We start from the raw sequence: 24,327 nt of genomic DNA on the forward strand, positions 1-24,327 counted from the left end.
GAGGAGGTCCGTGCGGTCCCGCCGCAGCGCCTCCAGCCGAGTGAGTTCAGGTCGCACGAATCAGGGGAATTTGATGCCGGTCCAGTCAAAGGGGAGAGGCTTACCGGAGCGTCCAGCCTCACTTCACAATGCGCCATCAGCATATCCTCGGCAATTGCTCGCCGCTCAATAAATCCAGAACGCGGCTGATGCCCATCGCCGTCTGTAGCGTCACCAGTCCTTTTGGGTGAGCGGCTTTTACCCTGCCTATCGAACAAGCCTGTTGGCCGAGTGGATGTTCTCGTAAAACTGCCAGCGTCTTTTCGGTTTGCGCTTCAGGCACAAATAGCGCAAAGCAGCCTTCGTTGGCAATGTAAATCGGGTCAAAGCCTAAAATTTCACAGGCGCTTTTCACATCCTCGCGTATTGGCAGAGCTGTTTCGTTGATTTCGATAGCCTGATGCGATGCATCGGCCAGTTCCATCAGGCAGCTGGCTAAGCCGCCGCGCGTCAGGTCGCGCATGCAGTGAATGTCGATACCGGCCTGAATTAAGCCCTGAACCAGGCCGGACAGATCGGCGCAGTCGCTTTGCAGGGTGCTTTCAAAGTTCATGCCTTCGCGTTCCAGCATGACGGCGATGCCGTGCCGCGCCAGGTCGCTGTTGATAATAATGCTGTCGCCGGCTTGAATGCCCGCAGGCGCGCTGTTGATGCCTTCGCCAATAATGCCGATGCCGGCAGTATTGATATATACCCCGTCGCCGCTGCCGTGCTCGACCACTTTGGTGTCGCCGGTGACAATCAGTACGCCCGCCTGTTGTGCGGTTTGCTGCATGGACTGGACGATGCGTTGCAGGTCTTTTATCGCAAAGCCTTCTTCAATGATTAGCGAACAGCTGATGTATAAGGGTAAAGCGCCGCTCATCGCCAGGTCGTTCAAGGTCCCGCATACCGCCAGTTTGCCGATATCGCCGCCGGCAAAAAACAGCGGTTTCACGACATAGGAATCGGTGGTGAAAGCCAGCCTGGAGCCGTTGATGTTTAATACCGCGCTGTCATGTTTCTGGTTCAGGACAGGATTGCTGAATACCGGCTGGATGATGCTGTCCAGCAACTGTCGCATCAGGCGCCCCCCACCGCCATGCGCCATGACGATTTGATCGTATTGCAGGGGCAGAGGGCAGTTAAGTTCCAGATCAGGCATGTTCAAAACGACGGTAGCGGTAATAGGCGGCGCAGGCGCCTTCGGATGATACCATCGTAGCGCCCAATGGGTGTTCAGGCGTGCAGCGTTTGCCGAATTCGGGACAGTGCGCCGGTTTTATCAGACCTTTCAGAACTTCGCCGCTGCGGCAGTCCCTGGGTTCCTGCGTGTTAATCGTTGCTACTGCAAAGCGCCGCTCGGCATTCCATTGCTCGTATTCAGCAGTTAAGGCCAGACCGCTGGCGGCGATTTCACCCAATCCGCGCCAGCTTCTATCGACTATGTCGAACACTTGCCTCATCAGCTGTTGGGCAGGCTGATTGCCTTGCATGTTAACCACGCGGCTGTATTCGTTTTCAACCTGACAGCGTTTTTCTTCCAGTTGTTTGATGCACAGATAAAGCCCGTGCAGAATATCGACGGGCTCAAAACCGGTGACGACGATAGGGATTTGATAGTGTGCGCAAAGCGGCAAATATTCGTGATAACCCATAATTGAGCAGACATGGCCCGCGCCAAGAAAGCCCTGAACCTGATTGTTGGGCGACCTGAGCAACGCTTGCATAACCGGCGGCACGCGGACGTGGCAAATAAGCAGTGAAAAGTTGCTCAAGTCCTGTTGTTTAGCCTGATACGCGGCTAAAGCAGTGGTCGGGGCGGTGGTTTCAAAGCCTACGCCAAAAAAAACAACATTTCTGCCGGGATGCTGCCGGGCGAGATTCAGCGCATCCAGCGGTGAATAAACGATACGAATATCCGCGCCTTGCGCTTTAAGACTCAGCAAATCATGGTCCGTGCCGGGAACGCGCAGCATGTCCCCGAAAGAGCAGAAAATCACCTCCGGCTGCGCGGCAATCGCCAGCGCTTTATCAATATAAGCCAGCGGCGTGACGCAAACCGGACAGCCGGGGCCGTGAATCAGATTGATTTCGCCTGGCAGCAGCTGATCGATGCCGTATTTAATAATGCTATGGGTCTGACCGCCGCACACTTCCATGATGTTCCAGGGCTGCGTAGTAATTGCTTTTATCGCGGCAGCGAGTTTTTTAACGATTTCGGGATGGCGGTATTCGTCCAGGTATTTCATAAGACAGCCTGAGAATGCTGTGCTTCGACAAGCTCACCACGAATGCAGGCGGTTTTTTTAGATCCCATGATTTTTTTCAAACGCGGATAAATCGTTAAAAGCCTGCAGGCTGGCCACGGCATCGGCCTCATCCAGAACGGAGAGGGCAAAGCCGGCATGAACGATCACATAATCGTTGATTTTGGCATCAGGCACATAAGCCAGGCTGATTTCTTTGCGGATGCCGGAAAAGCTGACGCGTCCTGTACGGGCCAAGGGATCGCGGTCGTCAGACAGACTGATAAGCTGGCCGGGAATGGCTAAACACATCGTGGTTCTCCAATAAAGTTTGCGGCAACTAACTGACCGAGGGCCAGTCCGCCGTCATTGGGAGGTATTTTTTCATGGCAGTAGACATTAAAGCCAGCGGTTTTTAATTTTCTGACGGCTTTCTCCACCAGACAGGCATTTTGAAAGCAGCCGCCGCTGAGGACGATTGTTTTTTGCCCGGCCCGCTCGGCAATAGCCAGCATGATTTCCGCCAGGGTGTTATGAAATTTAGCGGCGATATGTTCATGCGTACAGTGCGGGATGTCTTTCAATAGTTGTTCGATGGCGGGTTGCCAGTCAATAACGATGGGGTCGCCTGGGTTTAGCCGGAATTGGTTCAGCCGGAATTGATAATGATTGTCGAATATTTCCGATGCCGCGCTGGTTTCCAGGATCATCGCCGCCTGCCCCTCGTATTGATTGATCCGGCACAGTCCCAGGAGACTTGCGACAGCATCAAATAAACGGCCGGCGCTGGTGGTGCGCGGACAGTTGAGTTGTTTGGCTAATGCCGATTGCAATAAATTGAGTTCCTGAGCGGAAAAGGGCAAATCCAGGCGTTCAAATACGCCGTCAGAAAAGATTTCGTAGAGAAGACCCAAAGCGGCGCGCCTGGGTTCCTGAATGGCCTTGACGCCGCCGGGCAATGAAAAGGGGCGAAAATGCGCATAGCGTTGAAAGCCCTGGTTGTTAATGAGCAAAAATTCGCCCCCCCACAGCGTGTTGTCGGTACCCAAGCCCGAGCCGTCCCAGGCAATGCCTAGCGCCGGCGGCTCAAGCCCGTGTTCGGCCATGCACGCCAGCGCATGGGCGTAATGGTGCTGCACGGCTTGTGTCTTTACGCCCGGTTGGCCTGCAAACTGGCTGCTGGTATAGCCTTTGTGCAGGTCGTGCAGGATTGTTGTCGGCCTGATTTGATAAAATTGCTGCAAATCCGCCAGCGTCGCCTGGAATTGCTGTTGCGACGCTTCCGAATCCAGATCGCCAAGATGCTGGCTTAGAATGACTTGCCGGTCATGGCTGACGGCTATCGTGCTTTTTAACTGGCCGCCCACCGCCAGCGTGTCGGGCATGGCAGTTTTTAAGGTAATAGGCAGCGGCGTGTAACCTCTGGCTCGGCGCAGCACCGTGATGTTGCCGTTGATTAGCCGGACAATCGAATCATCGAGAGGCCGCACCACAGGCCGGTCATGGGTCAGAAAATAATCGGCAATGCCGGCAAGCCGTGTCAACGCTTGCCGGTCATTGATGCAAATAGGTTCGTTTTGACGGTTGCCGCTGGTTGCGACTATCGGCAAGCCAAAGTCATCCAGCAAAAGATGATGCAACGGCGAATAGGGCAGCATGACGCCGAGCAGCTTGCTGTCAGGCGCTACCGCATCGGCAAGCTTCCCGCTATCCCGGCGCTTCAACAGCACAATGGGCGCCGCGGGCGAGGTCAGCGCCGCCTGTTCAAGCGCACTGATAAAACAAAGCTGCTGCGCAATCGCCAAATCAGGAAGCATCAGCGCAAAGGGCTTTTGCGGACGATGCTTTCGTTGTCTAAGACGCTCAAGGGCCTGCTGGTTTGTTGCATCCACCAGCAATTGATAGCCGCCTATGCCTTTTATGGCAACGATTTTCCCGGCAAGCAAATTCAGGCTTGCGATCGTTAAGGCATTGTGTTTTTCGGCTACCGGATTTCCTGAATCATCCAGCAGTTTCAACTGCGGGCCGCAGTTCGGACAGGCAATAGTTTGCGCATGAAAGCGCCGCTTATCCATTGAGTGATACTCCTGTGCACATTCAGGGCAGACAGTAAATGCAGCCATGCCGGTTTGAGCGCGGTCATAAGGCTGCCCGGTCATGATGCTGTAACGCGGGCCGCAGTGGCAACAGCTGGTAAACGGGTAATGATAATACCGGCTGGCGGGATTAAAAATATCGCGAACACAGTCCGGGCAGGTTGCACTATCAGGCAATACAAAAACCGATGGGCCGCCTTCAGCCCGACTGGCTTTAATCTGAAAATCATGAAATCCCTCAAGCGCCTGGCGCGTTATCGTCAGGGATTTGATCTCTGCAAAAGGCGGCAACTGATTTTTGAGATCATCCAGAAACTGCTGCTGGCATTCAGCACAGCCTTCAATAGCCAAGGCCACGCCTTCACGCGTATTGGCAATCCAGCCGTTTTGCCGATGCCGTTTTGCGAGCCGGACAACAAAGGGACGAAAACCTACTCCCTGAACAAGGCCTTGAATAGTGATACTTAAATGTTCTCTGTTAATGTCGCGGCCTCTTTGTTCAGGCATAGTAAAAAACCGGATGTAATTGTATCTCCCGCAGCATGAGTCGTCATCGGCAGCAGTCCATATTCGTACGCCAGAAGCAAGTTTTCATTAAAATTTAATTATTGAAAGCTCCAAAAATGCTACGCTTTTATTTATTTTCTTTTTCTGACTATGGAGCAGCTATGGGCCCTCATTATCTTAGCCAATTTTTTACTCCCAAATCAGTTGCTATCGTCGGCGCATCAGAACGTAAAGACAGCGTCGGCTATCGCCTGTTGCTCAATATGCAGGAAGCCGATTTTAAAGGCGGTCTTTATCCTGTCAATCACAAACGTGAAACCCTGTTAGGCTTGAAAGCTTATCCTGATCTGATTGCCGTTCCTGAAGACCCGGATCTGGTTGTGATTGCCATACCGGCGCCGTCTGTTCCTGAAATTGTGCGCCAGTGCGGTGAAAAAGGCGTCTCTGCCATCATTATTATTACTGCAGGCTTTGCTGAACTGGGCGCCGAAGGGCACAGGCTGCAACAGGAAATTCTCGATATTGCCCATCGCTATAACATCCGTATTCTGGGCCCGAACTGCCTCGGTATTATTCGCCCCAGCGGCCATCTGAACGCAACTTTCGCTGACGGCCCGGTTAAAGACGGCAATCTGGCATTGCTGTCTCAATCCGGGGCCATCTGCACGGCCATTCTGGACTGGGCAAAGTCCCAGGACATCGGTTTTTCCAGCGTCGTCTCGATGGGCGGCGCGGCCGATATCGATTTTGGCGAAGTGCTGGACTTCCTGGCGACCGACAGTAAAACCACCGGTATTTTAATGTATGTGGAAGGCATTCGCGATGCCCGCCGGTTTTTGAGCGGTCTCAAGGCGGCTGCGCGGCTAAAGCCCGTTATTCTGATCAAGGCCGGGCGCCATGAAAACGGCAGTAAAGCAGCGATGTCGCATACCGGCGCGATGGTCGGCGGCGATAATGTATATAATGCAGCCATTGAACGGGTCGGCGTGGTCAGGGTTTACAGCATCACGGAACTGTTTTCGGCGGCGCGTGTCCTGGCCAACAATTATGAAGTCGCCGATGATCGTCTTGCTATTATCACCAACGCCGGCGGCCCCGGCGTCATGAGCACTGACCGTGCCGAAGATGTCGGCGTAAAAATGGCCGTTCTGAGCCCTGACAGCATTGCCGCGTTAAACGCAGTTTTGCCGCCGCAGTGGTCTCATGCCAATCCTGTCGATATTTTGGGTGACGCCACTTCTGAACGTTACCGGAAGGCTTTGGAAATTTGCCTTAGCGATAACAATATTGATGGCGTACTGGTCATTTTGACGCCCCAAGCCATGACTGATCCGACACGGGTTGCCCAGTGTATTATTGACGGCGCCAAAATCAGTAAAAAACCGGTGCTGGCGTCATGGACAGGCGGAGCGAAAGTGCAGGAAGGCCGAAAACTTTTTGCCAATAGCAAGGTCGCCCACTTTAGCACCCCCGAAGCCGCTGTCGATGCCTTTTCATTTCTGGCTAATTACGCCCAGAATCAAATTCTGCTAAGACAAATTCCCTCTCCTGCCGAGGAATTGGCCACGCCTGACGTTGAAGGAGCCAGGCTAATTATCGAGCGGGTGCTGGCGGAAGGCCGGCAAGTGTTAACGGCCCGGCAGTCCAAAGCCATTTTGGCCGCATTTCATATCCCTATCAATCAGACTGTCAGGGCGTCGACCGCCAAAGAAGCCATGATTGCCGCTGAAACGATGGGCTTTCCGGTCGTCTTAAAAATCGACATTGCCGAATTCAGCCATAAATCCGATATCGGCGGCGTCAGGGTTAATATCAACAGCGTTCAGGAGGTGTCGCGCAATTTTGTCGAGATGGAAGCCGCCATTAAACAAAAACATCCCGAAATCACCGAAGTCGGCATAACGATAGAACCGATGATCCGCTCGCCCGGCGGCCGGGAGCTGATGACAGGCGTCGTTCGGGATCCGGTGTTTGGCCCTGCGGTCAGCTTTGGACTGGGCGGCACGATGGTGGAAATCCTGCAGGACCATGCCGTCGCCCTGCCGCCGTTGAATGCCTACATGGTTGAGAAAATGATCGCTAAAACCAAGGCGGCCAAATATATAGGGCCATTTCGCCAACTGCCTCCGGTCAATAAAAAAGCCCTTGTTGATGTGCTGCTTAATATCTCGGCCCTGGTCAGTGAGCTGCCGGAAATCCTGGAGCTGGACATTAACCCCTTGATTGTCGATGAATATGGCGTCATTGCGGTCGATGCCCGCATTAAAGCGCAATTGTTCACCCAGCTAACCCCGTATTCCCATATGGCGATCCATCCTTATCCCAGCGAGTTAACGCGGCACTATCAATTATCCAATGGCGTCAATATCACGATTCGGCCGATTCGCCCTGAAGACGCCGTTTTGGAAAAGGATTTTGTCCATCGTTTATCCGAGCACAGTAAATATTTCCGCTTTATGCAGGCTTTACAGGAATTAACGCCAGGAATGGTAGTGCGCTTCACGCAAATCGATTATGACCGTGAAATGGCTTTTGTGGCAATCACCGAAGATGAACGCATGCCGAACGAACTGGGGGTTGGCAGATACCTGATGAGCCCGGACGGCCGTTCGGTAGAATTCGCGCTGGTCGTCGCCGATGACTGTCAATGCCTGGGGATAGGCACCCGGCTCATGAAAGCCTTGATGCAGACCGCTAAAGCCAAAGGCATGTCATTTTTTGAAGGTGAAGTCCTGGTCATTAACAAACCCATGCTGTCACTGGTTAAAAAGCTGGGATTCAGTATCGAAAACATTGCCGGCGAGAATGAAGTCGTGCGGGTTGTTAAAGACTTGAGGCAATAATGAAAGTATCTTCTACGCATTTATTGCTGATGCAGCAGGCCTCGGTCAGCAAGAGATTATTTAGGCTTTACGGGTTGCGGTTTTAGCTTCCAGATATCCCGATTGTATTCGGTAATGGTTCTATCGGTAGAAAACTTACCGCTGTTCGCGCAATTTAAAATGCTCATTTTAGTCCAGCGATCCTTATCTTGATAGGCATCTTCCACGCGTTTCTGGGCATCCACAAAACTTCGAAAATCGGCAATCGTCATCCAGGGGTCATGCGGGCTTTTTATGGATACCAGAATATCATCAAAAATCCCCGGTTCGAATTGATTAAAATGGCCGGACTCCAGAAGGTATATCACCTGCTGCAACTCGTCATCCTGATTGATAATAGCAACAGGGTCATAATGATCGCGCCTTGTTGCAATCTGTTCTTCCGTCAAGCCGAACAGAAAGAAATTCTCATCGCCGACTTCTTCACGAATTTCGATATTGGCGCCATCCAGCGTACCGATAGTCAAGGCGCCGTTCATCATGAATTTCATATTGCCGGTACCCGACGCTTCCTTGCCGGCCGTTGAAATTTGTTCGGAAAGATCAGCGCCGGGACAAATTTTTTCCATGGCCGACACCCTATAATCAGGCAGAAATATCAATGCCAGTTTAGCGCCTATTTCAGGATCTGAATTAATGACCTGGGCAACATTCTTAATCAGTTTGATGATTTTTTTTGCCATACGGTAACCGGGAGCCGCCTTGCCGCCGATTAATACGCATCTGGCCAGCCAATTTTCGGTGTCGCCTTTTTTGATGCGGTTGTAGAGATAAATAACATGCAATACATTTAACAGTTGCCGCTTGTATTCATGGATGCGCTTGACCTGGACATCGAATAAGGCGTCAACATTAAGATCAATATTATGTTGCTGCTTTTTGAAATCAATCAAGCGCTGTTTGGCGGCTTTTTTAAGGTCGCGCCAGCGCTGCCTGAATTGAGCGTCTTCAGCGTAAGGTTCGAGTTTCTTTAGTTGCGACAAGTCGGTAATCCAGCTGTCGCCAATGGTTTCCGTGAGCAGGCTTGCCAGCTCAGGATTACAGGCAGCAAGCCAGCGGCGCGGCGTCACGCCATTGGTTTTATTATTGAATTTATGCGGCCACAATTCATGGAAATCCCGGAACAGATCCTGCTGCAGTAATCTGGAATGCAGCGCCGCTACGCCATTTACCGAAAAACTGCCGACTATGGCCAGATAGGCCATTCTTACCTGTTGCTGAGGGCCCTCTTCAATGATGGACATTCTGCGTAAACGTTCGCTATCGCCGGGCCAGCGCATGCTAACTTCAGTCAGAAAACGGGCATTGATTTCAAAAATAATATCCATCAGCCGCGGCAATAACCGTTGCATCATTTTAACCGGCCATTTTTCCAGCGCTTCGGGCAACAGGGTATGGTTGGTGTAAGCCATTGTGCTTCGGGTAATAGCCCATGCAGCATCCCAGGTTAAACTGTGAACATCCATCAATAAACGCATGAGTTCGGCAATCGCTATACAAGGATGGGTGTCATTTAACTGGAAACAGCTTTTTTCAGCAAAATGACAAAAATCTTCGCCATGCAAGCTTGCCCAGTGGGTAGTGACGTCCTGCAAACTGGCGGAAGCCAGAAAATATTGCTGGCGCAGTCTCAGTTCCTTGCCGTTTTCATTGGCGTCATTCGGATACAGCACCATGGTTATATTTTCAGCCGTCGTTTTTGCAGCGACTGCTTCCGGATAATCGCCGGCATTAAATTCATCGAAATTAAACTCTTCAGTTGCTACCGCCTTCCACAGCCGCAGGGAATTGACAGTGCCATTCCGATAGCCCGGTACCGGCGTATCAAAGGGTACCGCCAGTACATCGTGGGTATCCATCCAGCAAAACTGTTGTCTGCCGCTTGCATCCTCCTGTATTCTGGAATAACCGCCGAATTTGATTCGGTGCGAATATTCCAGACGTTCAATTTCCCAGACATTGCCATGACGCAGCCAATGATCCGGTTTTTCAAGCTGTTCGCCATTACTAATAGTCTGGGTAAACATGCCATATTCGTAGCGCAAGCCATAGCCGATGGCGGGCAACTGCAAGGTAGCGCAGCTATCTATAAAGCAAGCAGCGAGGCGGCCCAGGCCGCCATTGCCCAAGCCTGCATCCGGTTCACTGTCTATCAGCTCTTCAATGTCAATGCCGAGATCATACATGGCCTGTGTCGCTACATCGCTTACTCCCAGGTTAAGCATGGCATTGCTTAACGTACGGCCCATCAGAAACTCCATGGACAGATAAAAAACCCGTTTGCAGTCATTATTTTTATAGGTATGGTGAGTGATCTTCCAGCGCTCCATCAAACGGTCGCGAATTGCCAGAGACAAGGCTTCACCGGCATAAAAAGGGGAACGGCAGCGTTCATCCCTGCCCAGTAAATGAATGTAATATTGCTTGAAATCATCAATAAAATCCTTTTTTGTCATACCCTGGTCAGGGAGTTGAATGATTGACAACTTGGGCTTACTGGTAACAAATTGGTTAGTTGACATGGCTGGTCCTCAAATAAAATTCAAGCTGCTTACCAGTGCAATGCCCTCAGGCGGGAGAACTTTTTCCTTTGATGTTCATGCATGCGCGTCATAACATTCACCAGCGCTTCTATCGCATCGAGTATATACGGGCCTTTATTCAACATGACGCATTCTGCCCGCACAGCCATGGCCGCGTCGGTAAATTCAGGCCTTGACCGGGTTCCTTTTTTGGCAATGGATTCAAGCACCTGGGTTGCCCAGATGACAGGGACATGAGCCGCTTCGCATAACCACAGGAGTTCTTCCTGAATTTCAGCCAGTCTGGCGCTGCCCAGTTCCACGGCCAAATCACCTCTGGCAATCATGATGCCGAGGTTATGCCTGCCGATAGTCCCCAGGATAATATCGGGAAGATTTTTTACCGCACGATCAGTTTCGATTTTAGCGATTACGGGCAGATCTGAAGCATGCCGTTTTGCCAGTTCAGATATCAACCGCTCCATTCCTTCCAGCGTTTCTACAAATGAAAAGCCGACCAAATCGGTATGCGCGCAAACAAAATCCAGATCGATTAAATCTTTCTGAGTCAGCGGCGGCAAATTGAACTCGGCTCCCGGAAAATTAATCCCTTTGTCGCTTTTTATCCGGACGCCGCCGGCTTTTGCCACTGTTACGCGCAACAATGCGCCCTGCCCGGTCACGGTTTCGACGATCGCCCCGAGTTTTCCATCATCAATCCAGACCGGCTGGCCTGTTTCAAGTTTTTCTATCGCCGATGAAAGCGTACAACCGATTTGCGCCGGATGAATCAAAACCTCCTCATCATATTGAGCTGGTTTTCCGTCGATATTACCGGCAGTTAACAACAGCAAGTCGTTTTTAAATACATGGATATCAAGAGGTTCGCCTGAAAATTCCCCCAACGTAAATTGCTCAACTGAGTTTGGATTACCTGCCTGTTGAGGCGTTGCCGGCATTAATGTGCAACCTGAAACCAGATAAGCCGTTTTATCGCAGCTCACCAGCCAATCCATGTCGGAAAGGGCTTTTTCCACTTTCAAATAACGCTGTTTGTTCTGGTTGTCAATAAAGCTCAGGGTCATGCCCGGCGCAAGTTTCTTATGAAGCGATTTCGGGATGGATACGCTGAATAATGAACTATCAACAGAAGGGCTTTGAGCGCCAATTGTTAAAATCAGATAGCCAGGAGCTACGACCTTGCCGGTCCGGTCTTTTTGTACACGGATGTGATGAATCGAAGGTCCCGTCGCAATGGGACCGGTGCGAATCTTGTGCCCGGCAATATCCATAAGAATGCGGCAGGGACGGCCCACTTCTGTTTCGGCGCGGCGGACATTTCTTATCATTCCCTGCCAGATAACAGGATCATCGTGGGCGCAATTGATGCGGGCACAGGTCATGCCCTTTTCAAGTAATGAACTTACCAGCGTGTAATCCCGGGAAGCTTCTGTGTCCAGGGTCACCATAACATGCGCTCTACCATGCTCATCGTGCTCATGAAAGGGCCCGAATAATTCAATGGTATGCTGCTCAAGCAGTTGCTGACCCCGATTAAAGCCGTATTCGCTGGGGTTTTTTTCACCCGGCAGATAGTGTTTGTCTGTTGCCCGTTTCAATACGTCTATCAACGAATCCAAAGTCGATAATACCGAGGCTTCAGCCCTTCCCAGCGATGATAAGCCGGCCTGAGCCAGACGATCCTGTAAATGGCGCAGATCAAATTGCCGCATGGCAAGATAATGCGCAAGATTGCAGGCGCTTTTGGAAAAGTAACCGGAATGATAGTTGTGCCGGTATTTTTGTAGGCGCTGATTGGCATTGATTTCAATTTCCTGACGTAAGCCTGCGATCTCTGCAAGAATTTGTTTCAGGACCTCTTCGTAGGGATCGGGGGCGATTTTTTTAGTGTCTGACATGGCAAGAGTTATTAGTTCATACACGCTACATTTTAAAAAATCGAGATTAATTAAAAAATATGACAGTTTGATGAAGCCAAGAGGCCTTTGCATAAAAAGCAACCAGCCAAAAATGCGATAAAATAACTCAAACAGAGCAAGGGAATTCAACCATGACGCAAAAATGCAGGGTATTTGATGCCCGCTTTAAATTACCGCTCTACAACTGATCAAGGATTAAGGAAATGACTGCTTTTATTCCTCGACCTGTTAACCAAGTTCTCAACTCGTCGGTATCGTAAGCCTTGTCCGCTAAAACGGCTGAGGCTTTAACATTTTCAAGCAAGGGTATCGCTTGCTGGCATTCGGCCTTCTGGCCGCCAGTCAGGATGAACTTAATCGGCATGCCCAACGCATCGCAGAGCGCGTGGATCTTACCGCTAAACCCGCCTTTGGAACGTCCCAGCGCCCTAACCACCGAGCCATCGATAGCAACATCCTGACCATTGGCATCTTCACAAAAATGACCGAAGAGCTTCTCCCAAGCACCCTGGCGCACCAGCGTGAAAAACGCTTGAAGATGCTATTCCACTTGCCCTGCGTAGGCGGCAAAACCCGCCGCTGTGAGCCCGAACGTAATATCCACAAGCAGGCGCTAATAAATTGCCGGCAAGTGTTTGGCCGCCCGATATGAAGGCCTCTCAATTTCTTTAACTTTGCCAATATTCGCACTCATTCTTCATCGCTTAAATGTATCCGGTTCATTACACTCAAAATGATCAATTCTATCGGATTGGTAAAACGTCAACAGAACCTAGGCTCACTGGCTTATTAGCCAAATATAATTATCATTTGTTCATGACAGGAATATGACAGGTTTTCAGATGCCATGTAACAGGCGTGCTCATGGCAAATTGAATCTGACTGGCTATCCAAAGGCAGTAAAGGGAAGTATCGGTAATAAAACGCTGATCAAAATCTGAGCGAGGCCGGGACTTATTCAATCCATCGCTAAGGGCCACAGATACCGTCCTGGTTGTCAACCTTATTGCCGTATAGTCCGATAAGGCGCACGGCCGTATGTTGACTAACTGTTGGCCTTCGAATACAGAAGTGGCGGGGATGGTCGGAGCACCAGTACCCCTCGGAGATATCGGAGATAAGGGTGAGCAAGTCACGATCCGCTTTCAGACAGGAGGTTAGTGAGGTGATTGTCAGTGGCTTGGGCAGTTGTTTTCCACATGGCAATGGCATCAATGAGAGATTGATGGATCAGGTAATTGCTTGCTTTTCGATTTCTTTTGAATCTTGAAATAGTCAACACTCAAGCAGAAAACGACAGAAGCCGGTTTGCCACAGGGCAGGAACTCGTCATTAGTCCAGCCGTTCCTGAAAAAGCCTGAGCCGTTATGCTGTTGCCTGCTGATTATGAGGGGGTAGCGCCATTCAAGGAATAATCTTCCAGAATAAGGCGCCAGATATCTTCTGCCGATTCTGCATAATGCAGGAGCTGGCGATCGCTTGGGGAAATCACCCCCTCCTCAACCATGGCGTCAAAATTAATGATTTTATCCCAGTAGGTTTGGCCGACCAGAATGACCGGAACAGGTCTTACCTTTTTGGTCTGGATCAGAGTGAGCGTTTCAAAAAGTTCATCCAGGGTGCCGAAACCGCCGGGAAATGCGACCAGCGCGATAGCGCGCATTAAAAAATGCATTTTTCGTATGGCAAAGTAGTGAAACTGAAAACACAGGTCGGGAGTGATATAAGGATTAGGTTTCTGCTCGCCCGGCAGTACGATGTTAAGCCCCATGCTTTTGCCGTCCACATCAGCGGCGCCGCGATTGGCGGCCTCCATAATGCCGGGGCCGCCGCCGGTGACTACGGTCACGGAGCACTGAAGCTTTCTGGCTTGCTGGGTGATAAGCGCTCCCAGCTTGCGCGCCTCGTCATAATAACGGCTTTTCTTCAGAACGCGGCGGGCAACGGCTGCCTTATTTTCAAGGATTGGGTCGCCCGGGTTTGCAGTCAGCGCCTGTTCGGCGTTCAGCAATGATTTTTGCGCCTTTTCATGCTCCGGAATGCGGGCGCTGCCGAATATGACCACGGTGGATTGGATGCCATGTTCCGATTGGGTCAGCTCAGGCTTTAGCAATTCCAGCTGCAACCGCACCGGCCTTAATTCATCCCGCATCATGAAATCAAAATCATTATATGCCAATCGATAAGAGGGGGATAAACTCTGGGGCGTACCGAGATCGGCAGAGACATTTATGACATCTTGCTTGGCCGATGGGAAAGGGCTTTCGGCGGGAAGTAGGGTTTTTTTTGCCATTAGCAGTCCGTGTTGAAAAGATTTAATACCTTAATTATTTCAAATAAGTAGTGATAAAGTAATATTAAGTTTAACAGTCTTACCGTCATTACCCTATCCGTACTTATTTCCCCATGTTAAGTGCAAACTATAAAAATAACTCATAGAATTAATATTTCCCGGTTTAAAACCGGAATAAATCCGCCCGAAGAGAATGCCATGCCTAAACAAATAAACTATATTCGCTGGTTTGATGAATTAACTATCGACGATATTGCGCTGGTAGGCGGCAAAAATGCCTCATTGGGTGAAATGTATCGCGAATTGACCTCTCAGGGAATCATTATTCCCAACGGCTTTACCGTGACCGCCGAAGCCTATCGCTATGTGCTGGATCAGTCGGGCGGCTGGCAGGCTCTGCACGAGGCACTGGATAATTTGAAACCTGATAATGTCGCCGATCTTGCCAGACGCGCCCGTAGAGCCCGGGAAATCATCTATGCAGCACCCTTCCCTGCCGATCTTGAAAGCCAGATTCTCAAGGCATTCGCCCGATTGCAGCAACAGTACGGCGAGGATTTGAGCGTTGCCGTGCGCAGTTCGGCAACCGCTGAAGATTTGCCGACCGCCAGTTTTGCCGGGCAGCAGGATACTTATCTTAATATTCGCGGCGACCAGGCCTTACTGGAAGCCTGCAAGCGCTGTTTCGCCAGCCTGTTTACCGACCGTGCGATTCATTACCGGATCGACCAGGGCTTTGACCATTTTAAACTGGCGCTTTCTATCGGCGTGATGAAAATGGTGCGTTCCGATCTGAGCGCCAGCGGCGTCATGTTTTCCCTCGATACCGAATCAGGTTTCAAGGATGTGGTTTTTATCACCGGCGCGTATGGTCTGGGTGAAAATGTCGTGCAGGGCGCAGTTGACCCGGACGAGTTTTATGTACACAAGCCGACCTTCGAGCAGGGCTATCGCGCCGTGCTAAAGCGCACGCTGGGCGCGAAAAAAATAAAAATGGTATACAGCGACGGCAGCACCCGCGAAGCTACCCGCAATGTCGTGACTTCTGCTGAAGAGCGCAATCATTTCTGCCTTAACGATCAGGATGTGCTAACCCTCGCTGACTATGCCGTTAAAATAGAAAAGCATTACAGCGCCAAGGCCGGGCACGCCAAGCCAATGGATATGGAATGGGCGAAAGACGGCAGTGACGGCATTTTATATATCGTTCAGGCAAGGCCGGAAACCGTGGTCTCCCAAAAGCGCGGTATGGTTCTGGAACAATACCGCCTTAACACAAAAGCCCAGCCGCTGGTTACCGGCCATGCAGTGGGCAGCAAGATTGCTACAGGCAATGCCCGCATCATTGATAAACCAGAACATCTGAGCGAGTTTAAACCGGGCGATGTGCTGGTTGCGGATATGACCACGCCGGACTGGGAACCGGTGATGAAAATTGCTTCGGCGATAGTCACTAACCGCGGCGGACGCACCTGTCATGCGGCAATTATTTCCCGGGAACTTGGCGTTCCCGCCGTAATAGGCTGTGATAACGCGACCACGGCCATTAAAAACGATACACCCGTAACCGTGACTTGCGCCGAAGGCGATAGCGGCAAAGTCTATGCAGGCATTCTTGACTTTGACATTATCACTACGGATTTGTCCGATCTGCAACGTCCTGAAACCCGTATCATGCTGAATATCGGCAATCCCGAACTGGCTTTTAAAACCAGCTTTTTGCCCAATGACGGCGTCGGTTTGGCGCGTATGGAATTCATCATTACCGAATACATCAAAGCGCATCCGATGGCCTTGATACACCCGGAGAAAGTGCAGGATGTAAGTGAACGCGAACAACTTCAGGCCCTTGTCCGCAACTATGCAAGCCCGCAGGATTTCTTTATCCAGCAACTTTCGGAAGGCGTGGGAACTATCGCCGCAGCGTTTTATCCCAAGCCCGTCGTGGTGCGCATGTCGGACTTTAAAACCAACGAGTACGCGACCTTGCTGGGCGGACGCTGGTTTGAGTTTGACGAAGCCAACCCGATGATCGGTTTTCGTGGCGCCTCACGTTATACGCATCCAGCCTACGCTGAAGGTTTTGCCCTGGAATGCGCGGCCATGAAACGGGTGCGCGATGACATGGGTCTGACCAATGTCATTCTGATGATTCCGTTTTGCCGCCGTGTTGAGGAAGCCCGTCGCGTCCTTGAATACATGGCGCGGCTGGGCTTAAAGCGCGGCGAAAACGGGCTGGAAATTTATGTCATGTGTGAAATTCCCAATAACGTCATCCAGATCGACGCCTTCTCCCAGCATTTTGACGGCTTTTCCATCGGCTCAAATGATCTCACCCAGCTTACCTTAGGCGTAGACCGGGATTCCGGGATTGTCGCTGAAGATTTTGACGAACGCGATCCCGGCGTCAAGGAAATGATCCGCCTTGCAGTAGTGGGCGCGCGGCGCAATGGCAAACATTGCGGCCTGTGCGGCCAGGCGCCCTCGGATTATCCTGAAATGGCGGAATTTCTGGTCGAAATCGGCATAGACTCGATGAGCCTGAACCCTGATACGGTCCTGAAAACCACGCAACACGTTCTGGAAACTGAACAGCGTATGGGTAGAATTAAGCAGTGAAGTCTTCTGTGCATAGAAGAAGTTTTACATTTTACATCAACTGATGTGACTGCTATTGCAAGCACGGCAAGGACATCCAGGGAATACCGAGCTTGCACAGAAGGCCCTATGGGCGCACAAATTAAATGTCGCAGCTTGCCAGGCATCAGATGTATTAATTCAAATTTGAGCCGACATGATAAGGAAGTACTTAAGACTTTTACCGATAATATCTGAGACTATAATTAACTGCTTTCAGCCAAAACTATCCAGTCAATTTCTTTTAATTAAAGTTCCGAATAATCGGCCCGAACAATTTGAGATAGCCAGCATTGGCATGATCTCCAGAAGTGTATATCGTTTCAGTTCGGATGAGATACAGTTAGCAAACCTGACTAACATTCCAACTTTTTTGCCGTCAATGCCAAATGTATGGAAAGTATATGGAAATTTTATAATCATTTTTTAGACGTTCTGAGGCTAAAGCGGTTGGCTTGGGTTTGTCTTCGTTAGCGTCAGTGGTTGACGGTAGTTTTACCTTTTTTTATGCTCATTATCCATTGGAATATACTGTGCTAACCCTTATAAAACTTTAATGACTTTTATATAAGTGTTTGGATTAGTAGAATGGTCTAAAAAATATCACTTTTCTACAACAACGGGAGTTTAAGACGCGTGGTTGCATGTTGAAAGAGCGCAAGGAAAATCATCATCATTTTACGAATGGAGAAAAACGGGTTGAGTTATACGTAAATAGCAACGAATTACCGACAAATCCAAGTACAGTTAATGCAAAAACCGAACTGAACACGCTCAATTTGAATTGGCGGGAAAAAGAGCTGCCGGAGCGTGAACGGACAAAGCACGTTCACCGCTTGCATCCTTATCTTGGTAAATTTATCCCCGCAGCTTGTCGAAATCTTTTTGCGTAAATATTTTCAGGCAGGGCAAACGGTTTTTGATCCCTTTTCAGGCTCCGGCACAACACTTGTGCAAGCCAATGAATTGGGCATTCACGCGGTCGGCTGCGATATTTCCGCCTTTAATGTCCTGCTGACCAGAGCCAAAACAAAGGCGTATTCGGGCGCGGAAGTGAAGCATGAAATTAAGGATATTCTTGCGCGGGTTCAAAACGTACCGTTAGAACAAGCCAATCCAAACACTGACAGCGAGTTTTTAAAAAGCTGGTTTGCGCCGCAAGCCTTAAGTGAACTGTTGGCGTTTCGGGATTTAATCCCTGAATATGAAGATCAGGAAATTTTAAAGGTCATTCTATCCCGCGCTGCGCGGTCGGCGCGAATGACCACGCACTTTGATTTAGATTTTCCAAAGAAGCCTCAAACCGAACCCTATCACTGTTATAAGCCTCAACGGACATGCCACCCAACTCCAACGGCATTTCAATTTTTGAAGCGCTATAGCCTTGATACAATCAAGCGCATTGAGCAATTTTCGATGCTTCGCACCAATGCAGGCGTGGAAGTTATCCACGGCGATAGTCGCCACGTCAATCCGGGGCCTATCGACGGCGTTATCACGAGTCCGCCTTATGTCGGTTTGATCGACTATCACGAACAGCACCGCTACGCTTACGAATTGTTAGACATAGAAGATCGCAGCGGGCAAGAAATCGGGGCGGCAAGCAAAGGATCAAGCATCAAGGCTAAAAAAGAATATCAAGAGCTGGTGGCGGAAGTGTTCACCAATGCCATGCAATATATGCCCTCTGGGGGCGCTTGATTATTATCGCAGGGGATCGCCAGAACCTTTATCCCGATATTGCCAAAATCTGCAAAGTTGAAGAAGAAGCTGTTATTCAGCGTCGTGTAAACCGCAGAACAGGCAGGCGGGCAGGAGAGTTTTATGAATCCATTTTCATTTGGAAAAAAAATAAATACCTGAATGCCACATAATAAAAAACTAATGAAAGATGCCATTCAAGCCAAGATCGGCGGCTTGAGGGAAAGGGTGATGGATCGTGTACTGCGTACTGATCCGTTTATTGCTGAAAAGCACAGGGCAGATAAACCGCTCTATGCCGCTTTGGTTCCAGATGAAATATTCAAAGGCTCACACTTCGAACGGCGTTTTGTAACGCCCTTTGGCGGTGTGTGGGAAGACCTCGCCGTCACCGCCGCTCAATACGGATTGGGGTCTGATCAAAGGGGTGTGATGATTTCGGGAACGGTCAAACAAGATCGGTTGCGGCGGATCGCAAAAGTCCTAAACGATTTAGAACATACGGCAAGAGGTATAGAGCGTGTGCGTCCTGATTGGGACAAAGAGCTGGCTTATATTTTAGAAGGCGGCGGCGAAGATATACCCGTTCAAGTTATCTGTGATTTGTTTGTGACCGATACCGAAAAAAATCTCAAATATGCGTTTGAGCTAAAAGCGCCGCTGCCAAATAGTGACCAAACCAAAGTCAGCAAAGAGAAAATTTTAAAACTTCATGCTATGGAACCCTGCCAAGTGAATGGCGCTTATTATGCTCTGCCCTATAACCCCTACGGCAAGCGAGAAAACTACACTTGGAGTTTTCCGGCCCGGTGGTTCAACATGAAAGAAGACGAGGCTGTTTTGATCGGTGATGAATTTTGGGAAAAGATCGGTGGAGTCGGAACCTATCAAGCCTTCATTGAAGCTGTGAACGAGATCGGCAAAGAATATAAAGAACGTATCTACCGCGAATTTTTAGGCATAGAACCGCCACCGGGATCGGAGTCTGTCGGCTTGCTTTAGCCCATGTAGGCCCCTAATAAATGCTCTCCTCGTATTGAGATGAGACAAAAATATGGGTAAGTATTGCATTAACACATTTTTTGGCTTTAATGGGTATTGCCGGGTCTAACGAGGCGGCCAAAGGGACGCGCAGCCCATTGGCTACCCCTTATCTCAACCCGGTTAAGCGCAGCTAAGTTGGCGCCATGAAGAACGCTTGCTGGCACTTCATGAAAGTCATGGCTTAGCCGACGAGTCCGTGAATGTCGGGTGTCAGTAACATGGGCTAATTGCTCTCAACTGGCAGGGGAAAAGCGACTTTTGTACCCGCCGGAGCCTCGTTCAGGCAGCGCTGGGAGCGGGCGAGGTCGAATGACCTGCCTTCAGCCGCGCTACACTCGGATTGAAGCGGTGGCCGAGGCCATCGGGGCCGGGCCCGCTAAGACCCAGCCTGTGCCGCGCCGGCTTTGAGTCTGCTCACCTTGTAAGCTTGGCAAGCCCGTGAAACCCTGGGCGAAGATCAGTTCGCTGCGGCCATATACGCCGCCGCCTGCGTTGACCGAGGCCGTACGCGCGTCTTCTGGCCGTGGCCAATTGCCCCGCATTTGCAGATTTGCCGCCCAGCCACCCTCGCCCCAGGCGTTGAGTGCGACCGCGCCGAACCCCGTGTACAGCGGGGACCTACCTATCTGCCGGCTGCCATCCGCGGCCAGTTCTGCTACCTCTGCCTGTTCCTCGATATGTTCACTCGCCAGATCATCGGCTGACAGGTGTTTACAGAAGAAAGCAGCCATTACGTCAGCGCTGTTGCAGGTTAGGTAGGGGCGCAATAACCCTCGGCGCTGGAGCCAAAAGACCTGGAACTGGAACACCACCCATACCGTAGCTTTAAATCCGGGTCATGCCGAAACTCAAAACACCTCGCCCTAGAAGATCGTTAATTCACAAAAAATAGCCGCATAAAATTTTTACTTTGAGGCGACAGTCACCTTGAAATTTTCCGGTTGCCTCATTTCAGTTAATGTGGTTCCTGATTACCGGCTATTCTCAGTTAATGTGGTCCCGAAAAAAGGATGTAATCGGTTCCTGTGATTTTAGTATCCGGCCACTATATATAGATAGCGTTGTTTGAGTAAAGATTAGGAAATTCTTCCCCAATCCAGCGAACCTTTCTTTATATAGCCATGACCAATCTGATGCTACAGAGGCTCGATAGATAAAATATTAAAATATGTTTTGAGTCGGCAATTGCCGACTCGACTCATGGGGAAGGAAAAGAGATAGTCTCCAAAGCGAAAAGGCTCAAGGTGATGGTATGAGCAATAGTAAAAGCAGGTAAAATAAAGCTCAAGGATATCCGTAGAAGCATTTATATTTTGTATGTAGCAGGAAAAAATTATTGCGCACTTTGAAGACAATTTTCGCTTATTCTTCCAGTCAGGGCAATTTAGCGGAATGCGATTGATAAACAGGCCGGGGGAGTAAATTCACTTATCGGAGTTTTTAATACCTGCACATGCGAGTAGCGGTTGGTAGCAATAAAGATAAGCTTACCGTGTACCAAAGACAACGATAGTTTTTCCATGAGCTGTAATCAGTTTCTTATCTTCCAATTCCTTTAAAACTCGCCCGGCCATTTCTCTCGAACAGCCCACAATACGGCCGATTTCCTGGCGAGTGATGCGTATTTGCATGCCATCAGGATGAGTCATTGCATCGGGCTCCTTGCAAAGATCAAGCAAGGTTCGGGCAATTCGTCCTTCCACGTCCATAAATGCCAGATCGCAAAATTTACGGCTGGTAATCAAAAGACGCGCTGACAATTGTGCTCCCAACAAGTACAGCAAGTCAGGCGCATACGCCAATAATTCTTTTTTTAAAATCTGATGAAACCGTTCATAGCCTATTTCTGCCAAATAACATTCGCTACGTGTTTTAACACTGACTTTTCTTATTTCCGTACCTTTAAAAACTCCGATTTCACCGATAAAGTCATTTTTATTCAGATAAGCCAGAATCAATTCATGCCCGCCTTCATCCTCTTCTACGCAAATACTGACTGAACCGGCAATTATAAAATACAGTCTATCACCTACATCGCCTGGCCTTATAACCGTGGTTTTGGCCGGGTAGGTTTTTTTATGGCACAGGTTAAGGAAGTGTTCAAGTGCTGTGGTATGGGAATTGTCTTGGTAATTTAGCTTCATGGCGGTATTTAATCTAATATCCAGGCGTGGTAAATGCTGTTAACAGTGCAGGATTTTTACAAAAAAATCAATCCAGACGCTCTTTCAACACGCATTAATGTGTTAATCTATGCGTCATTTTTAAGCGGGGAAAATTATGCAAGCAACAGTCAAATGGGTCGATGGCGTTATGTTTCTCGGCGAAACGGGCAGTGGGCATGCAATAGTTATGGATGGTTCTGCCAATCACGGCGGGCGTAATATGGGCATACGTCCCATGGAAATGATTTTACTGGGAGTGGGCGGCTGCTCATCCTTTGATGTCGTACAGATTTTACAAAAAGGCAGAAACAACCTTATTAAATGTATTGCTGAAGTTTCTGCCGAACGGATTGATGCAGTACCCAGCGTATTTAGCAACATCCATCTGCATTTTATTGTTACAGGTCATGAGGTGAAAAAATCGGCTGTTGAGCGGGCAGTGAAATTGTCTGTAGAAAAATATTGTTCTGCAGCTGCCATGCTGAGCAGCACGGTAGCAATCACTCACGATTTTGAAGTTATCGAGGTTCAATGGGTTGAATAAGTTGCAATTGCACGGCTTTAATAATTTAACCAAGTCGTTAAGTTTCAATATTTATGATATTTGCTATGCTCCTGCAGAGCAACAGCAGGCTTATATTGAATATATTGATGAAGCTTATAATGCTGACAGATTGACGCAAATTCTTAAAGATGTTGCAGAAATCATAGGCGCACAGGTTCTTAACATTGCCCATCAGGACTATGATCCGCAGGGCGCCAGTGTAACCATGCTGATTTCGGAAGAGGATATTTTGCCGCCTTCCACCATGAATAGCCAGGCGCCGGGGCCGTTGCCTGAAACCGTGCTGGTGCATCTGGATAAAAGCCATATCACGGTGCATACCTACCCTGAAAGCCATCCTGACAACGGCATTAGCACCTTCCGCGCCGATATTGACGTTTCAACCTGTGGCCGGATATCGCCATTAAAGGCGCTTAATTATCTGATTCACAGTTTTGAATCAGACGTGGTTACCATGGACTATAGAGTAAGAGGTTTTACGCGGGATATTTCCGGGAAAAAACATTATATTGATCACAATATAACATCCATTCAGGACTATATTGCCAAAGATACCCAGGATAGCTACCAAATGATAGATGTGAATATCTATCAGGAAAATATCTTCCATACCAAAATGATGCTTAAGGAAACCGAGCTGGAAAATTATCTCTTCGAAAAAGAAAGCAATTTGTCAGTTACTCAAAAAGCGGAAATAGAAAAGAAGCTGCAAAAGGAAGTAACGGAAATTTTTTATGGCCATAACTACCGGAAAAAGAAAATAAAAATCGATGAAAAGTCTTTTTGAAGTTTAATTGACTCGAATGCGGCGCTCAAAATTTATAGTTGGGCTGGCCCATAATCAGGATGATTTTTAGAAGCGGGTCGTAAGGAATCACTCCTATTTCCGTGCTGCTCTTGCTTCAACTATTTGATGGTACTCATCCGCTTTGGGGCGGTATAAAAATATACCCAGCGCTGACATGGCGATAAATATATACAGGGTATTGAAATCATCGCCCAGAATAAACATCGCAAAACCCATAATTCCAATACTTTGTATAAGCGTCATGGAAGTCATGACAGTTACTCCATACCGGTTTTTTGCCGGCTCATGGCCAGGCATTGTCTGGTTCAACCGAAGCTGAATGTGCCTGATCAGATTGGTCATTGGAAATAGTGCGATGGCACAGGCATATAATATAGTTCTGACCAGCATGCGTTGATTTTCGGGTAAGTGCTGTTGCAGTTGGCTCCCCAGGGCATGACAGACAATAATATAGATAACCAGCATGCCAAGCATGATTCCGGCAATAGTCCACGAGAAAACAAGATCAGATTTCAAGCGTTTGTTTTCCAATCGGCTCGGCATGTGTATTCATTAAGTTAAATTAATTATCTATGATAACAAATCTTGTCATCCAAATTAACTTTCCAGTCAATAGTGAAATTTAATAGCGTTGAGCTAATAAGCTGGCAAAGGTTGAGTGTCGAGTAATTTTCAATCTTAAAACTATTATCCGAAATTTGAGATGGATACCGATAATCATCTATTTAGTGGCGAAAACATTTCAATAAATAAAGTAAACTTGCATGATTGATATTGTTAATCACCATGCAAAACTTACCAGGGAACCGGGGGAATCAACATTGAAAAGTTGCCACCCCGGTATTGTGCAATCATCCGGTTTTTTTGCCGGAGTTACCCTGGGTGTTATCAATGGAATTT

18 protein-coding genes and 1 pseudogene are annotated in these 24,327 nt (G+C 49.1%); 7 read left to right on the forward strand and 12 right to left on the reverse strand.

What is annotated here, in order from left to right; translation table 11 throughout:
* Positions 1-136: 136 nt before the first annotated feature.
* From hypE to hypF, 4 genes are read right to left on the reverse strand one after another with little or no spacing between them, the layout of a single operon-like run.
* Positions 137-1,183, reverse strand: coding sequence for a hydrogenase expression/formation protein HypE (hypE, locus tag HUX64_RS07675; protein WP_174625649.1), 1,047 nt, complete (start codon positions 1,181-1,183; stop codon positions 137-139).
* Positions 1,176-2,270 carry a hydrogenase formation protein HypD gene (hypD, locus tag HUX64_RS07680; protein ID WP_174625650.1) on the reverse strand — a complete coding sequence of 365 codons (1,095 nt, stop codon included), beginning with the start codon at positions 2,268-2,270 and terminating at the stop codon, positions 1,176-1,178. Before hypD ends, hypE begins: the two co-directional genes overlap by 8 nt.
* Positions 2,271-2,327: 57 nt before the next feature.
* Complete coding sequence (locus tag HUX64_RS07685; RefSeq protein WP_174625651.1) at positions 2,328-2,579, reverse strand: HypC/HybG/HupF family hydrogenase formation chaperone; 252 nt, start codon at positions 2,577-2,579, stop codon at positions 2,328-2,330.
* Positions 2,570-4,870 (reverse strand): carbamoyltransferase HypF, encoded by a 2,301-nt coding sequence (gene hypF / locus HUX64_RS07690; RefSeq protein WP_174625652.1) that lies wholly within the window; start codon positions 4,868-4,870, stop codon positions 2,570-2,572. Before hypF ends, HUX64_RS07685 begins: the two co-directional genes overlap by 10 nt.
* A 161-nt stretch (positions 4,871-5,031) precedes the next feature.
* On the opposite strand from hypF, the gene HUX64_RS07695 reads away from it, so the two are divergent.
* Positions 5,032-7,713 carry a bifunctional acetate--CoA ligase family protein/GNAT family N-acetyltransferase gene (locus tag HUX64_RS07695; RefSeq protein WP_174625653.1) on the forward strand — a complete coding sequence of 894 codons (2,682 nt, stop codon included), beginning with the start codon at positions 5,032-5,034 and terminating at the stop codon, positions 7,711-7,713.
* 56 nt (positions 7,714-7,769) lie between these two features.
* On the opposite strand, the gene HUX64_RS07700 is transcribed toward HUX64_RS07695, so the two are convergent.
* The 5 genes and pseudogenes from HUX64_RS07700 to HUX64_RS07715 form a co-directional block, all read right to left on the reverse strand.
* The gene (locus HUX64_RS07700) at positions 7,770-10,274 is read right to left on the reverse strand and encodes a glycogen/starch/alpha-glucan phosphorylase (RefSeq protein ID WP_174625654.1); all 2,505 of its coding nucleotides are present in this window, start codon (positions 10,272-10,274) and stop codon (positions 7,770-7,772) included.
* 29 nt (positions 10,275-10,303) lie between these two features.
* Positions 10,304-12,193 (reverse strand): pyruvate kinase, encoded by a 1,890-nt coding sequence (locus HUX64_RS07705; RefSeq protein WP_174625655.1) that lies wholly within the window; start codon positions 12,191-12,193, stop codon positions 10,304-10,306.
* Positions 12,194-12,392: 199 nt separating this feature from the next.
* Positions 12,393-12,731, reverse strand: a complete 339-nt coding sequence (locus tag HUX64_RS19645; RefSeq protein ID WP_246246956.1) for a transposase — start codon at positions 12,729-12,731, stop codon at positions 12,393-12,395.
* Positions 12,732-12,784: 53 nt separating this feature from the next.
* Positions 12,785-12,904, reverse strand: a pseudogene (locus HUX64_RS19650) (IS5 family transposase); the annotation flags it as partial.
* 694 nt (positions 12,905-13,598) lie between these two features.
* A complete protein-coding gene (locus HUX64_RS07715) occupies positions 13,599-14,507 on the reverse strand; it encodes an LOG family protein (protein ID WP_174625656.1) in 909 nt (302 codons plus the stop codon).
* 198 nt (positions 14,508-14,705) lie between these two features.
* Between HUX64_RS07715 and ppsA the strand changes: the two genes are divergently transcribed.
* The 4 genes from ppsA (at position 14,706) to HUX64_RS07730 (ending at position 19,847) form a co-directional block, all read left to right on the forward strand.
* Entirely contained in the window at positions 14,706-17,126 is a 2,421-nt protein-coding gene (gene ppsA, locus HUX64_RS07720; protein WP_174625657.1) for a phosphoenolpyruvate synthase, read from the forward strand.
* 662 nt (positions 17,127-17,788) lie between these two features.
* Positions 17,789-18,037, forward strand: a complete 249-nt coding sequence (locus tag HUX64_RS19200) for a hypothetical protein (RefSeq protein WP_217426460.1) — start codon at positions 17,789-17,791, stop codon at positions 18,035-18,037.
* Positions 18,030-18,845 carry a DNA methyltransferase gene (locus tag HUX64_RS07725; RefSeq protein WP_217426461.1) on the forward strand — a complete coding sequence of 272 codons (816 nt, stop codon included), beginning with the start codon at positions 18,030-18,032 and terminating at the stop codon, positions 18,843-18,845. The genes HUX64_RS19200 and HUX64_RS07725 overlap by 8 nt, the downstream gene beginning before the upstream one ends.
* Positions 18,846-19,028: 183 nt before the next feature.
* On the forward strand, positions 19,029-19,847 hold the full coding sequence (locus HUX64_RS07730) for a TdeIII family type II restriction endonuclease (protein ID WP_217426462.1): 819 nt from the start codon (positions 19,029-19,031) through the stop codon (positions 19,845-19,847).
* Positions 19,848-20,218: 371 nt separating this feature from the next.
* Here HUX64_RS07730 and HUX64_RS07735 read toward each other — a convergent pair whose 3' ends face one another.
* Entirely contained in the window at positions 20,219-20,620 is a 402-nt protein-coding gene (locus HUX64_RS07735) for a hypothetical protein (RefSeq protein WP_174625659.1), read from the reverse strand.
* A 756-nt stretch (positions 20,621-21,376) separates the two neighbouring features.
* Complete coding sequence (gene crp, locus HUX64_RS07740; protein WP_174625660.1) at positions 21,377-22,033, reverse strand: cAMP-activated global transcriptional regulator CRP; 657 nt, start codon at positions 22,031-22,033, stop codon at positions 21,377-21,379.
* Between the two features lie 136 nt (positions 22,034-22,169).
* Between crp and HUX64_RS07745 the strand changes: the two genes are divergently transcribed.
* Both HUX64_RS07745 and speD read left to right on the forward strand, forming a co-directional pair.
* The gene (locus HUX64_RS07745) at positions 22,170-22,598 is read left to right on the forward strand and encodes an OsmC family protein (protein ID WP_174625661.1); all 429 of its coding nucleotides are present in this window, start codon (positions 22,170-22,172) and stop codon (positions 22,596-22,598) included.
* On the forward strand, positions 22,591-23,406 hold the full coding sequence (speD, locus tag HUX64_RS07750; RefSeq protein ID WP_174625662.1) for an adenosylmethionine decarboxylase: 816 nt from the start codon (positions 22,591-22,593) through the stop codon (positions 23,404-23,406). Before HUX64_RS07745 ends, speD begins: the two co-directional genes overlap by 8 nt.
* 93 nt (positions 23,407-23,499) lie before the next feature.
* Here speD and HUX64_RS07755 read toward each other — a convergent pair whose 3' ends face one another.
* A complete protein-coding gene (locus HUX64_RS07755; protein ID WP_174625663.1) occupies positions 23,500-23,970 on the reverse strand; it encodes a hypothetical protein in 471 nt (156 codons plus the stop codon).
* Positions 23,971-24,327 lie beyond the last annotated feature (357 nt).

The organism is Candidatus Methylobacter favarea (genome assembly GCF_902806695.1).
GTDB classification, from domain to species: domain Bacteria; phylum Pseudomonadota; class Gammaproteobacteria; order Methylococcales; family Methylomonadaceae; genus Methylobacter_B; species Methylobacter_B favarea.